Source organism: Ensifer sp. 4252 (assembly GCF_050434565.1).
Classification (GTDB): Bacteria; Pseudomonadota; Alphaproteobacteria; order Rhizobiales; family Rhizobiaceae; genus Ensifer.
The window spans coordinates 15,207-28,764 of the sequence record NZ_JBNDIU010000039.1; the positions used below are offsets into that span (position 1 = coordinate 15,207).

Genomic DNA, 13,558 nt, shown 5'->3' on the forward strand with positions numbered 1-13,558 from the left:
CTGTTCGCTGGGAGGAAAGCGAATGCGTAAGCCCGATACGACGGATCCAGTCGAAAAGATGTACCCGATCCCAAGCCTGATGGCTCTGGGCCTGCAACACGTTCTCGTCATGTATGCCGGGGCGGTCGCCGTGCCACTCATTGTCGGCAGCGCGCTTCACTTGCCCAAGGAACAGATCGCGATGCTCGTCAGCGCGGACCTGTTCTGTTGTGGCATCGTAACCCTCATCCAGGCGCTCGGCATCTGGAACGTCGGCATTCGCCTGCCGATCATGATGGGGATCTCGTTCACCGCCGTGCCCTCGATCATCGCGACGGGCACCAACCCTGATCTCGGTATGCCGGGCGTCATTGGCGCCGTCATAGGCTCCGGGGTATTCACCGTCCTGGTCGCGCCGTTCTTCGGCCGCTGGGTACGCTTCTTTCCGCCTGTCGTCACCGGCACGGTCATGCTGGTCATCGGGCTTTCGCTGATGCGCGTCGGGGTGAATTGGGCGGCCGGCGGCCAGCCGATGATCAAGGGCCCGGATGGCATGATCCCGAACCCCGCCTATGGCGCGCCCTTCGCGCTCGCCGTCGCCGCCATCGTGCTCCTGTCGATCCTGCTGCTCACCCGCCTTCTCAAGGGCTTCATGGCCAATCTTGCGGTCCTGCTTGGCATCGTTGTCGGCTTCGTGATCGCGATCGCTGCCGGCAAGGTGGACTTCCACGGCGTTGCGGAGGCCGACTGGGTTCGCATCATTCACCCGCTCGCCTTCGGATGGCCGATCTTCGAGTTCTGGTCGATCCTGTCGCTCTGTGCGGTCATGACGGTCATGATGATCGAATCGACAGGACAATTCCTAGCGGTCGGGGACATGGCCGGTCGCAAGATCACCCGGGCCGAACTGACCCGAGGCTTAAGAACCGACGGTGTCGGGAACATTATCGGCGGCCTGCTCAATACCTTCACCTATACGACCTATGCGCAGAATGTCGGCCTTCTCCAGATCACCGGCGTGCTCAGTCGCTTCGTGGTGGCGGCGGGCGGCGTCATCCTGATCCTGCTCGGCTCGCTGCCGAAGGTTGCCTTCGTCAGCGCATCGATCCCGAGCTATGTCGTCGGCGGCGCTGCCATCGTGATGTTCGGCATGGTCTCGGCGACAGGCGTAAAAATCCTGTCGAAGGTGGATTTCGTAGCCAATCGGCGCAACCTCTACATTGTCGCCGTCAGCGTCGGCCTCGCCATGGTGCCGGTCGTCGCCGAAAACATCTTCGACCAGTTGCCCGCGACGATCGAAAAGTTCCTGCACAGCGGCGTGCTCGTCGGCACCTTCGCGGCAGCGCTGCTCAACATTCTCTTCAACGGCGTTCCGGCGAAAGAGCCGGAGGAGGCCGAACTCGCGGACGGCACCCCGGCTGCCGACCCTGCCTAGAGAGCAACTCGATTAGTCCGGCGGCCCTGCGCTGCCGGAACCCCCGAACCCAAGAGGATTCCATGAGACGCTTCGACTATCATCGGGCGGAAACGCTGGAGCATGCCTCCCGTCTTCTCACCGAACTCGGCGACGACACATTTGTGTTCAACGGAGGCACTGATCTCCTGGTCGAGATCCGCGAACGGCTGCGCCGCGTGCGCAACGTCGTCGACATCAAGCAGATTCCCGGCTTGTCCGACATCACCTATGACGAGACGCGCGGACTGACCTTCGGCGCGCTGGTCACCGTCGGACGCCTGGAGAACCTGTCGCTGGTGCGCCAGCGATATCCTAACCTGCGCTCGGCACTTGCCTCGCTCGGTTCCATTCAGGTGCGCAACCGCGCAACCGTCGTCGGCAATATCTGTCGCGCCTCGCCGTCGGCCGATACCATTCCGCCCTTGGTCGCGGACGGCGCCTTCGTGCACATCTACAGCCGCACCAACATGCGCGTAGTGCCGATCGCCGAGTTCTTCACCGGCCCCGGCAAGACCGTTCTCGCCAAGGGCGAGATCGTTACCGGCATCACCGTGCCGCCAGCAGGCGACAATATCGGCAAGGCCTATCTCAAGCACGGTCGCCGCAAGGCGATGGAGCTTTCCACCGTCGGCGTCGCCGTCAGCCTCGCGATGGAGGATGGCGTCTGCAGCGACATCCGCATCGCGCTCGGTGCGGTGGGCGCGACCGTGCTGCGCGCGCCGCAAGCCGAGGCCATATTGCGCGGCGCAAAGCTCGACGCGGCAGCGGTCAAGGATGCCGCCGACAAGGCGATGGAAGAGTGCACGCCGATCAGCAACGTGCGCGCCAGTGCCGACTACCGCCGCGACATGGTCGGCGTCCTGACCGGCCGCGCCATCCAACAGGCATTGGAGACTTTCGCATGAAACGCATGGTCGAATTCACCGTGAATGGCGAGGCGCGCGAGATGGCCGTCGATGGCTGCCGCTCCCTGCTCGATGCGCTCCGAGACGACGTCGGTCTCACCGGTTCGAAGAAGGGCTGTGACGTCGGCGACTGCGGCGCCTGCACGGTGCTCGTCGATGGCGAGCCGGTCAACGCCTGTCTGATACTCGCCGTGGAGGCGGAGGGGCGCTCGGTCGAGACGGTCGAAGGGCTCCAGCCGGGTGTCGACGCGCTGCATCCCCTGCAGGACGCCTTCATGCGGTACGGCGCCTCGCAATGCGGCTTCTGCACGCCCGGCATCCTGATGATGGCCAAGAAGCTGCTCGACGACAATCCGCACCCGACCGACGAGGAAATCCGCTTCGGGCTCTCCGGCAATATCTGCCGCTGCACCGGCTACACCAAGATATTCGACGCGATCAGATCCGCCGCGCGCGAGATGGAGGCTGCAAGACCATGAACATGACCACCCCTATCGAACAGCGCGAGTTCAGGATCGTCGGCAAGAGCGTCAAGCGCGACGACGTGCTCGAGAAGGTGACGGGCGAGGCGCAGTATACCGGCGATATCAAGCTCCCCGGCATGCTGCACGGCAAGATCAAGCGCGCGGCGATCGCCCATGCACGCATCAAAGCGATCGACGTCAGCAAGGCGCTCGCCTATCCGGGCGTCAAGGCAGTGCTGACCCATGAGAATGTGCCGCGCGTTCTGCACTATGGCTCGCCGCATCCGCGCTCGGCCTCCTGCACCAAGGACCAGTACATCCTCGACGATAAGGTACGGTTTTGGGGCGAGGGCATTGCCGCGGTTGCCGCGATCAGTGAGGAGATCGCCGACGAGGCTCTCGACCTGATCGAGGTGGAATATGAAGCCCTGCCGGCCGTCTTCGAACCGGAGGACGCCGCGCGGCCGGGCGCGCCACTGATCCACGACGTCGGCCCCGGCGGCAACCTGGTGCTCGACCCTGTGCGCGTCAACCGCGGCGATGTCGACAAGGGTTTTGCCGAGGCGGATTTCGTTCTCGAGGGCACGTTTGCCGGCGGGCGGCCGCATCCGGCCTACATGGAGCCGAACGTCTGCATCGCCGACTGGGACGGCTCCAACAAGCTGACCTTCTGGACCTCGACCCAGACCTCCTTCATGGTCCGCGGCATCCTCGCCGAAGTGCTCGGCCTGCCACTCACCAAGGTGCGCGTGCTCGTAGATCATATGGGCGGTGGTTTCGGAGCCAAGCAGGACCTTTTCCAGCACGAGTTTCTCTGTGCGCTTCTGGCGAAGGAAACCCGCCGGCCGGTGAAAATGGAGTTCACGCGCCACGAGACATTCGTGGCTGGTCGCTCTCGCCATCCCTGCAGGATCTGGCTGAAACAGGGGTTCAAAAACGACGGCACGCTCGTCGCCCGCGACATGAAGCTGGTCTATGATTCCGGCGCCTACGGTTCGCACGGTCCGGGCGTGACGATCGTCGGCACCACTGCCGCCACCTCGCTCTATCGCTGCGAGAACGTGCGGCTGGAAGGGCGCTGCATCTATACCAACACCCCGATCAACGGCGCTTTCCGCGGCTACGGGGTGGTGCAGAGCTATTATGCGCTCGACATCCAGATGGACGAAGCGGCCGAGCGGCTCGGTATGGATCCGGCGGATTTGAAGTTGAAGAACGTCGTGCGTGCGGGCGACATCGCGCCGTCCGGCCATCCGATCATCGGCCACGGACTTGAAATCTGCCTCAAGCACGGCATCGACGTGCTGGACTGGAAGAGCCTCAGGAACCGCGACCGCACGCCCGATCCGAAGCGCCTGCACATCCGCAAAGGATGGGGCATCGGCTGCGAAATGCACGGCTCGTCCGCTTACCCTGGCATCAAGGAGCAGGGCAACGCCACCGTGAAGATCAACGAGGACGGCACGGTGACGCTGCTGACCGGTGCGGCCGGCCTCGGCACTGGCGCGCACACTGCACTTGCGCAGATCATTGCGGAAGAACTTGGCGTGCGCTTCGAGGACGTGGGCGTGATCCATGGCGATACGGATGTGGTTCCATGGGACATCGGCGCCTTCGCCAGCCATACGACCTATCTGGTCGGTACCGCCGCCAAGATGGCCGCCGGGAAGGTCCGCGCCGCCGTGCTCGAACGGGCAGCCATGAAGCTGCAGGTCTCGTCTGATGAGATCGACCTTTGCGATGGCAAGGTCTTCGTCAGCGCCGAACCCGACCGCTCCATGACGGTTTCGGAAGCCATGGGGCCTTCGCGCGGAATTCCCGCCGCCAACATTGTCGGCAACGGCACATACGAACCGACGAAGTCCTATTCCTTTGCCGCGCACTTCACGGAGGTCGAAGTTGATACGGAAACCGGGATCGTCGAGGTCAGGCGTGTCGTGCCGGTGCACGATGTCGGCCGGGTGATCCATCCGATCGCCGCGCAGGGACAGATCGAAGGCGGCATCCAGCAGGGCATCGGCCATACGCTGACCGAGGACTACCTGATCGACAAGAAGACCGGCCGCTCACTCAATGCCGGCCTCGTCGACTACAAGATGCCGCTCTCCATGGACATGCCTGATATCGAGACGATCATTCTCGAGGCGGCGCCCGATCCGGGCGGCCCTTGGGGCGCCAAGGGTGTGGGCGAGGATCCGATCATCGCGATCGGGCCGTCCATCGCCAATGCCATTCACGACGCGATCGGCATTCGCTTCCACCACTATCCGATTACTCCGGAAGACGTTCTCAAAGCCTTGAGGGAGAAGTGCGCATGAACATGCATATCGAGCCTGCGAGCCAGCAGAAACTCCCAATCACGATCCTTACCGGGTTCCTCGGATCGGGAAAGACGACGCTGCTCAACTACATCCTTACCGAGCGTCATGGCCATCGCATCGCGGTGATCGAGAACGAATACGGTGAGGTCGACGTCGACAGCGATCTGGTACTCGCTTCCGACGAGGAAATCTTCCAGATGCAGAACGGCTGCATCTGCTGCTTCGTCGACGTGCGCAACGACTTGATCGACGTGATGAAGAAGCTCCTGAGCCACAAGGACAAGTTCGACCACATCATCGTCGAGACGTCGGGTCTTGCCGACCCCACGCCGGTCGCCACCGCCTTCTTCGTAGACCGCAGCGTGGCCGACGAGGTGGAGCTCGACGCCGTCGTGACGCTGGTAGATGCGATGCATATCGACCAGCACCTGTACGATCCAGTGCTCGACGGCAGCGACAATCAGGCGGTCAATCAGATCGTCGCGGCGGACCGCATCCTCGTCAACAAGATAGACCTTGCCGAGGAGGAAGCTCTCGGCTCGCTGGAAACCTCGCTGCGCAGGCTCAACCAGACGGCGCCTATCCTGCGCTCCAGCTACGGCAAGGTGGATCTCTCCAACATCCTCGGAGTCAAAGGCTTCCGGCCGTCCTATGTGCGCGAGCGGGCGGAAATCATCGACATCGACATGGACGACGATCACGGCGCTGATCACCATCATCATTATGATTGCAAGGAGCCTTGTTGCGAGCATCCGCATCACGACCATGGGCACCATCATCACGACCATGACCATGGCCGCGCGCATGCATCCGCTCTGCGGCCGCACCAGCATGACGCGACGGTGAATTCCCATTCCTTCGTTTATCCCGAAGCCTTCGATGGCGAGAAGCTCGCAGGTTTCCTTAAGGACTATCTCGGCGAGCACGGTGGCGACATTTTTCGCACCAAAGGCATCGTTTCCGTTGCCGGCGACGACCGTTTCTTTGTGCTCCAGGCCGTGCACAAGCTTGTCGATTTCCGCCCGGACCACGCCTGGGGTGAAGACAAGCGGAAGTCGAAGTTCGTGTTTATCGGCCGCAATCTCGACCGTGTCAGCATCGACAGAAACTTGCGTGCATGCCTGGTGCCCTAGCAGCGAGTCTCCCGCCGGACGGCGCCTGCGTAAGCCTTTCTGTCTGAGCCGCCCGCGCACCTCCAGCGCGGGCGGTTGCTGCTGTTTTCTCAAAAAAAGCTATTTAAAAATAATAGCTTAGCGCGATTTTTGGGTTGACAGAAATCACGCGAAGTGGTTCCTTTGAAGACGAGTAGAAGCACCGACAATTGCTCACCGTCTGTTGGAAGATGAGGCTGCGATGTCGATGCTGACGAAAAGAGGAATGCCCGGTTGCCCCGCCCTGGGAGCTTTTACTCCGGCCCGTTCCTTCCGTCTTCGGCATTTCCTGAGATCGCGGATCCACGCCCGGCTTCGGCCGGCATGGCGTTCATCGCGCGGCCCCGCATCGACCGGACCCTCTACGACAGGAGAAACCTATGATTATTGACCTGAGCTGCTATCCCACCGATCTGGTGGACCTGGCTTGGCGACACGACGGACCGCCGTTCACCGGCGACAAACTGCTGAAGATGATGGATGGCCCGTACTATGTGAACGGCAAGCCACGCCGCATCGACAAGGCCTTTATCCAGCCGCCGCAGGGCAACACCATCTACACCCACGAGGTCATGGATCTAGAGGGCAAGGCCGCCATCCGCCAGTACATGGCCTACACGGAAAAGATGGTGACCGAGCATCCCGACCGATTCCTTGGCTGCTTCGTCTACAACCCGCGCTACGGCACCGAGAACGGCGCCGAAGAAATCGAACGCTATGCGAAGGAGTTTGATTTCAAGATGGTGCAGCTGCAGGCGAACATGCACGCCTACCGCCCGGACCGCGCGCTCGACTGGCTGCGTCCGGCACTGAAAAAGTGCGCGGATCTCGGCCTGATGGTGAAGGTGCATACCGGTGACGGTCCGTACTCGATCCCGACGGAGTTCTATCCGATCATCCGCGAGTTTCCGGAAGTCAACTTCATCCTGGCGCATTTTGGTGTTCAGACCGGCGGCGTCTACGTCTTCGAGCCGATGCAGATGGCGCTCGACACGCCGAGTGTCTACGTGGAATCCGGCTGGTGCCTTCAGTCGCGCATCGTCGAATTCGCCAAGGTGCTCCCCAAGCACAAGATCCTCTTCGGCTCTGACACACCGCCGAACGAGCCGGGCATGTGGATCAACCTTCTGGAAGTCCTTTGCCACGAACCGCCGCAGGGCCTCAACCTCGATGAGGATACGCTCGAAGATTATCTCGGCAACAACGTCGCCCGGATGATCGGGCTGGAAGCGACGAAGCCACCGGCCACCGTCGAGGAAGCCGAGGCGTATCTGCGCCAGCACGGCGTAGCACTTGCCGCGTAAATTTGAACGGAGTGAACAATGATCATCGATACCCACCTTCACCCGACCAACCTCGTCGACGAGGCGTGGCGCCACACGGGCGAGCCCTTCACAGGGGAGCGCATGCTCAAGCTGATGGACGGCCCCTACATGATCAACGGCAAGCCGCGCCGGATCGACATGGGCTTCATCCAGCCGCCGCCGGGCAATACCGGTTACCGCGACGGCAACCGCAAGGGCCGCGAGGGCATTCGCGACTACATGGCCTATTGCGCGGAGCTTTGCCAGAAGTACCCGGACCGCTTCATCGGCAACTTCAACTACAACCCGCGCTGGGGACCTGAAAACGGCGCGGCGGAGCTGGAATTCCACGTCAAGGAATATGGCTTCAAGATGTTGAAGCTGCACGCCAACATGCACGGCTACCGCCCAGACCGGGCGCTAGACTGGTTGCGTCCGGCGATGAAGAAGTGCGCCGAACTTGGCGTGGTGGTTCTCATTCACACCGGCGACGGCCCGTACACCATCCCGACGATGTTCTACCCGATCATCCGCGAGTTTCCGATGGTCAACTTCATCATCGGTCACTTCGGCATCCAGACGGGCGGCAACTACTCGTTCGAATCCTTCTGGATGGCGATGGATACCCCGAACGTCTACTGCGAATCCGGCTGGTGCTTCCAGTCGCGCATCGTGGAATTTGCCCAGCAGCTGCCGAAGAACAAGATTGTTTTCGGCACGGACAGCCCGCCCAACGATCCGGGCATGTGGTTGCGCGAACTGGAAGTGCTCTGCAAGGATCCGCCGCACGGCATCAACCTGTCCGAGGACGATCTGGAAGGTTATCTCGGCAACAACATCGCCAAGCTCGTCGGCATCGATCCGTCGCCGCCGCCCCGTGACCTGAGGGACGCCCAGACGCGCCTGAAGGATTCCTACGCCGGCGTCGACCGCGCCACGGGCAAGCACAAGGAATTTGCCTGAACAAGTCGACGGCGCCCCTTCCGGGGGCGCCGTCCCCCAACCGCTGCGCCGAGGCCGAGATATGACCGAGTACCACAAGCAAGACGTTCGTCGCTTCCTGGCCGACTACCGGGCAGAATACCCCGAGGACGTGATCACCATAGACCAGCCGGTCCTGGACGACCAGGATGCGACGGCGCTGATCTGGAACCTGGCCGACAGGGGCCAGCACCCCATGCTTCACCTCAAAAGCGTAAGCGGCATCGGCAGCCAGGTGCTCTGCAACATCTTTGCCTCGCGCGACCGCATCGGGCGATTGCTCGGCTCGACCGCCGACAGGCTGCACGAGGCCTACCAGGCGCGCGCCAACCGGCCGTTCACGCCGCAAATCCTGGAAGAGGGGTCGATCACCGCGGAGATCATCTCCGGCGATGCCGTCGACCTCAATGCGCTGCCGATGCTCAAGCACTTCGACACGGACCGATCGAAATACATCACCAGCGGCATCATCATCGGCGAGCATCCGGAAACCGGCGCTGGCAATCTCAGCTACCACCGCGCGATGATCCATTCGAAGAACTCACTCGCGACGTCCCTGCATTCGCGCGGCCATCTCTGGCGGCTGATGAACATGGCCAAGGAAAAGGGCAAGCCGATGCCGGTAGCCATGGTCATCGGCGGCCATCCGCTCTTCATGATCGCTGCCTCCGCCCGCCTTGCCTTCGGCGAAGACGAACGCGATGTCGCCGGCGGCCTGATGGGAGAACCGCTTCAAGTCGTGCGCACGCCGAAATATGGGATCCGCGTTCCCGCCCATGCCGAGATCGTGCTCGAAGGCGTGCTGGATCCCGAGGCGCATGTGGAGGAGGGGCCGTTCGGCGAGTTCACTGGCTATTCCTCTGACCGCTCGACCAACAACCTCTTCACCGTCGAAACGATGATGCGCCGGCGCGATGCCATGCTCGTGAGTGTAGCGGGGGGCAATTCCGCCGAGCACCTAAACCTTGGCCGTGTGCCGCGCGAGGCGGAGGTGGTGGAGAAGCTGAAGGCCCGCTTCCCCTCGATCACCGCGGTACACTACCCCTCGTCGGGCACGCATTTCCACGCCTATATCGCCATGAACCAAACGCGCGAGGGAGAGGCGCGGCAGGTCATGCTCGGCCTTCTCGGCTGGGACCAGTACCTGAAAACCGTCGTGGTGGTAGACGCGGATGTTGATATCACCCGCGACGGCGAGGTACTTTGGGCGCTCGCCACCCATTTCCAGCCGCACAAGGACGTCGTCATCGTCGAGGGCCTGCCGGGCAACGCTCTCGATCCCTCGGCCAGCGGCATCGGTACGACCTCACGGATGGGGCTCGATGCGACGCGCGGCCCGAATTTCCACGGCGTGCGCGCCCGCATCAGCGACGAGGCCTGCGCTCGCGCCGCAGCACTCCTGAGAAGCGCGAGATAGGGCGATGACGCATCCAAGACGCATGATCGTCGGCATTTCGGGCGCCTCCGGCGTGGTGTACGGCAAGCGCATCCTCGAACTGTTGCGTGATCTCGCGATCGAGACGCACCTGATCGTGTCGCGCGCCGCCTGCATTACGCTTGCGGCCGAGGCGGTCTTTACCAGGCAGGATCTCGAAGCCCTGGCGACGACCATTCATTCCAACAAGGATATCGGCGCGGTCTGTTCCTCCGGCTCCTACAGGACCCTCGGCATGATCGTCGCGCCCTGTTCGGTCAAGACGCTTGCTGAGATCGCCACGGGCACGACGGACAACCTCATTTCTCGCGCAGCCGACGTGGTGCTGAAGGAGCGTCGGCGCCTGGTACTGATGCTGCGAGAGACGCCGCTCCATCTCGGCCATATCCGCAACATGGCGCAGGTGACCGAAATGGGCGGCATTATCTACCCACCTGTCCCAGCTTTCTACGCGAAACCCCAGAGCATCGAAGACATGGTCGACCACACCGTCGGTCGGGTGCTCGATCTCTTCGACCTCGACCCGGGCATCGTGCGCCGCTGGCCGGGAACGCAGGGAGTGGAATGACATGACTGCCCGCATAGCCGCCGATCCGGAGACGCTTGCGACAGAACCTCGCGTCGCCTTCATCTCGGATGATGCGATTGATATCCTTGCCTTCGCCGTTCAGTCGCTCCAAGAGGGGCGCGGCGCCGCCCTCATCACGCTCGTCGAAATCCGCGGTGGGGCCGCGCGCCGTCTCGGCGCGCAAATGGTCGTGCGCGATGACGGTCTCTATTGCGGCTTCGTTTCGGGTGGCTGCACGGAAGCTGCCGTCGCCGCCGACGCGATGATCGCCCTTGCGAAGGGCATGGATCGTCGCCTTCGCCTTGGTGAAGGGTCGCCCTTTTTTGATATCGTTCTGCCCTGTGGCGGCGGCATTACGCTTGCGATCCATGTACTGGCGGACGCTGCGGTCTTGCGTCAGGCACTGGCCGCCCTTGATCGCCGAATGCCGGTGTGTCTGCGTTATCATCCGGGTAAGCGCGCCCTCTCCCTGCGCAAGGGCGAAGGAGCAAGCGGCTGGGATGGAGAGTGGTTCGAGCTGGCCTATAGGGCGAAGCCACGGATCGTCGTTGCCGGCACGCCGTTGGAGGTCGGAGCGGTTACCCGCGTTGCCGTGGCGGCCGGCTACGAGACAATGGCGCTTGAACGTGGCCAGGTGCCGTCGCCAGGCGAACTGGACGCTGACACGGCCGTCGCTCTTTTATTTCACGATGTTGACCGTGAGTTACCGGTGCTTACCAGGGCGCTCGCGTCAGACGCTTTCTACGTCGGCGCCCTCGGCAGTCGACGCACGCATGCCAAGCGTTGCGAGGCCCTACTTGCGTGCGGGCAAGCGGAGAGCGTGCTTGCCCGTATCAAGGCGCCGATCGGTATATTCGACAAAGCAAGGGATGCACGTGCACTCGCCATCTCCGTTGTTGCAGATATCGCGCACGCGCGGACGCGGCTAGAAACGGCCTTCAATCCAAATTCTCACCGCTGAGTCCACCGGCGCGACACAACTCATTTCCGCCACTCTCACTAGCGTCTTCTTCCGATGGCGCTCACACACGAGCATGGCAGGTGCAGGACGATTATGTCTTGGCTCTTCATGGCGACTGTCCTCTGTCCTAGGACTGAGGACACTGAGCACGAACTTCCCATTATGTAGCTGCGCGAGCGCGAGCAAGTCGACTGGCCCGGCGCAACTTGGATCACCGTCGGCCGGTTTGCTGGAACATTCGCCGGTCTCTGGCTGCTGGCCGCGCTTTCGCTGGACCAACTGGAGCTTGCGGTCGGCATTTTCACGGTGGTTGCCGCCGGCGCGGCCCTTGTGGCGCCGCCCTTCTGTCCGAATAACCAAGCGCACTCGGCGTCGGCTTGTTCACGGGCGTTACCGAAACCGCCACGGGCATCGGCGGCCCACCTCTCGCCTTGCTCTACTAGCACGCCAAGGCACCGGTGTTGCGGGCAACGGTCGCCCTCTGCTTCCTCGTCGGGGAGGTCATGTCGCTTGTCGTGTTAGCTATCGCTGGCCGCCTAGGCTCCGACCAACTACTTGCGGCCCTCTATCTGACGCCGCCGGTACTGCTTGGAAGTGCTGTTTCCAGGCTCGCGCATCATCGTATCGGTGGTCGTGGTCTTCGAGTTGCCGTTCTGAGCTTTGCGATCGCCAGTGGATTGTTTCTTATCGTGCGCTGAGTGAAGAGCAGGGGGCACTTCCCTTGGTTCGAGGCCTCTACCGGTGCAACTTCGAGCTTAAGCCCGTGCGCGGCGTCGATCTGAAAATCGGGCTGGGTGTCGCCTGGAACAAGGAAGATCCGAGCGCGTCCAGAGACGACTTCATCGACATTCCCGGGTCGCTGGCGCGCCCGGGCGGGTGAGGGACGGTATCTGATCTTCTAGCGTCTGATGAAAGCCGAAACCTATTTTGGCTCGGCTTAATTGATTGAGCCTCCGCAGGGCGGAGGCTCAATCACGGTGCGCGTTCTTAAAATTGAGGAATTGCGCGGCAGTAAAACCAGCACGAATCTCATTTTTAACGTGTGCTTTTCGGTTGCGCAATTACAGGTGTATTGTTGCAATAGCGGTGCCCAAAGGCAATAGATTTTTAGGGGTGCTAACTAATCAATTCGAATTAGGCAGCGGTCCCGGGACAAATACTTGGCCTGTGCTTCGTAAGCGGTTAGCCGACCACGCTCGACTCGAAGTTCCACGGCATCAGAGCGTCGATATCCTGCGCGGGCCATCCGTTGGCCATGCGAACTAAGGTCTGTGTCAGCCAGGCGAGCGGATCGACGTTGTTCATTTTAGCTGTCTGCAAAAGCGTCGCGATCGTGGCCCATGTGTTGCCACCGCCTTCGCTTCCGGCAAATAGACTATTCTTCCGTGTGATCGTTTGGGGACGGATTGCGCGCTCGACGATATTGGAGTCAATCTCGATGCGGCCGTCACCGAGAAAGCGTTCCAGAGATTGTCGGCGGGTCATTGCATAGCGGATCGCTTCCGCGGTTTTGGACTTGCCAGAGACCTTCGCCAGCTCCTTTTCCCAGATGTCAAAAAGGTTGGCGACAATGGCCGCAGACCGCTCTTGTCGTGCGGCAGCACGGATGTTGGCATCCTTTCCCCGGATCTCGTCCTCGACCTTCCACAACTCGCTCATCGCCTTCACCGAGGCTGTCGCGGCCTGATTGATACCACCGATATGCAGTTCGTAAAATTTGCGCCTGACATGCGCCCAGCACCCTGCCAACGCGATGGTCTCGTTGCTGCCGGCCTTGACCTGCTCTTTGACCATGCTCGTATAGGCGCCGTGCCCATCAACCTGAAGAATGCCGTTGAAGCCGCTCAGGTGACGGGCCACGCAGCGCCCACCCCTGCTGTCTTCAAATCTATAGGCGACCATTGGTGGCCCTGATCCCCCGAACGGCCGATCATCACGTGCATAGGCCCACAGCCATGCCGTCATTGTTTTTCCCGAACCAGGCACCAGGGTCGGCAATGTCGTTTCGTCGGCAAAGACCCTTTCACCTGCTT

At 61.9% G+C, this 13,558-nt stretch carries 13 protein-coding genes and 1 pseudogene; 13 read left to right on the top strand and 1 reads right to left on the bottom strand.

The window, feature by feature from the left end; translation table 11 throughout:
• Positions 1-22 precede the first annotated feature (22 nt).
• From ABIE33_RS34085 to ABIE33_RS34145, 13 genes and pseudogenes are all read left to right on the top strand, one after another.
• A complete protein-coding gene (locus ABIE33_RS34085; RefSeq protein WP_429133309.1) occupies positions 23-1,414 on the top strand; it encodes a nucleobase:cation symporter-2 family protein in 1,392 nt (463 codons plus the stop codon).
• A 62-nt stretch (positions 1,415-1,476) separates the two neighbouring features.
• A complete protein-coding gene (locus ABIE33_RS34090) occupies positions 1,477-2,340 on the top strand; it encodes an FAD binding domain-containing protein (RefSeq protein WP_429133311.1) in 864 nt (287 codons plus the stop codon).
• Positions 2,337-2,819: a (2Fe-2S)-binding protein gene (locus ABIE33_RS34095; protein ID WP_429133312.1), complete on the top strand. Its 483-nt coding sequence runs from the start codon at positions 2,337-2,339 to the stop codon at positions 2,817-2,819. Before ABIE33_RS34090 ends, ABIE33_RS34095 begins: the two co-directional genes overlap by 4 nt.
• The gene (locus ABIE33_RS34100) at positions 2,816-5,122 is read left to right on the top strand and encodes a xanthine dehydrogenase family protein molybdopterin-binding subunit (RefSeq protein ID WP_429133314.1); all 2,307 of its coding nucleotides are present in this window, start codon (positions 2,816-2,818) and stop codon (positions 5,120-5,122) included. The genes ABIE33_RS34095 and ABIE33_RS34100 overlap by 4 nt, the downstream gene beginning before the upstream one ends.
• Before the next feature lie 2 nt (positions 5,123-5,124).
• The gene (locus ABIE33_RS34105; RefSeq protein ID WP_429133331.1) at positions 5,125-6,258 is read left to right on the top strand and encodes a CobW family GTP-binding protein; all 1,134 of its coding nucleotides are present in this window, start codon (positions 5,125-5,127) and stop codon (positions 6,256-6,258) included.
• Between the two features lie 398 nt (positions 6,259-6,656).
• Positions 6,657-7,580 (top strand): amidohydrolase family protein, encoded by a 924-nt coding sequence (locus ABIE33_RS34110; protein WP_429133316.1) that lies wholly within the window; start codon positions 6,657-6,659, stop codon positions 7,578-7,580.
• Positions 7,581-7,598: 18 nt separating this feature from the next.
• Positions 7,599-8,543, top strand: a complete 945-nt coding sequence (locus ABIE33_RS34115) for an amidohydrolase family protein (RefSeq protein ID WP_429133318.1) — start codon at positions 7,599-7,601, stop codon at positions 8,541-8,543.
• 61 nt (positions 8,544-8,604) lie between these two features.
• Positions 8,605-9,978: a UbiD family decarboxylase gene (locus tag ABIE33_RS34120; RefSeq protein ID WP_429133320.1), complete on the top strand. Its 1,374-nt coding sequence runs from the start codon at positions 8,605-8,607 to the stop codon at positions 9,976-9,978.
• 4 nt (positions 9,979-9,982) lie between these two features.
• Entirely contained in the window at positions 9,983-10,564 is a 582-nt protein-coding gene (locus ABIE33_RS34125) for a UbiX family flavin prenyltransferase (RefSeq protein WP_429133322.1), read from the top strand.
• A 1-nt stretch (position 10,565) separates the two neighbouring features.
• Positions 10,566-11,525 carry an XdhC family protein gene (locus ABIE33_RS34130; protein WP_429133324.1) on the top strand — a complete coding sequence of 320 codons (960 nt, stop codon included), beginning with the start codon at positions 10,566-10,568 and terminating at the stop codon, positions 11,523-11,525.
• Between the two features lie 210 nt (positions 11,526-11,735).
• Positions 11,736-12,047: a hypothetical protein gene (locus ABIE33_RS34135; RefSeq protein ID WP_429133333.1), complete on the top strand. Its 312-nt coding sequence runs from the start codon at positions 11,736-11,738 to the stop codon at positions 12,045-12,047.
• Complete coding sequence (locus ABIE33_RS34140; RefSeq protein ID WP_429133326.1) at positions 12,029-12,223, top strand: hypothetical protein; 195 nt, start codon at positions 12,029-12,031, stop codon at positions 12,221-12,223. The genes ABIE33_RS34135 and ABIE33_RS34140 overlap by 19 nt, the downstream gene beginning before the upstream one ends.
• A gap of 32 nt (positions 12,224-12,255) precedes the next feature.
• Positions 12,256-12,405: pseudogene (locus ABIE33_RS34145) on the top strand (LysR family transcriptional regulator); the annotation flags it as partial.
• A gap of 302 nt (positions 12,406-12,707) precedes the next feature.
• Here the strand turns inward: ABIE33_RS34145 and tnpC are convergent.
• A partial coding sequence (gene tnpC, locus ABIE33_RS34150) for an IS66 family transposase (RefSeq protein WP_429133328.1) occupies positions 12,708-13,558 on the bottom strand: 851 nt, incomplete at its 5' end.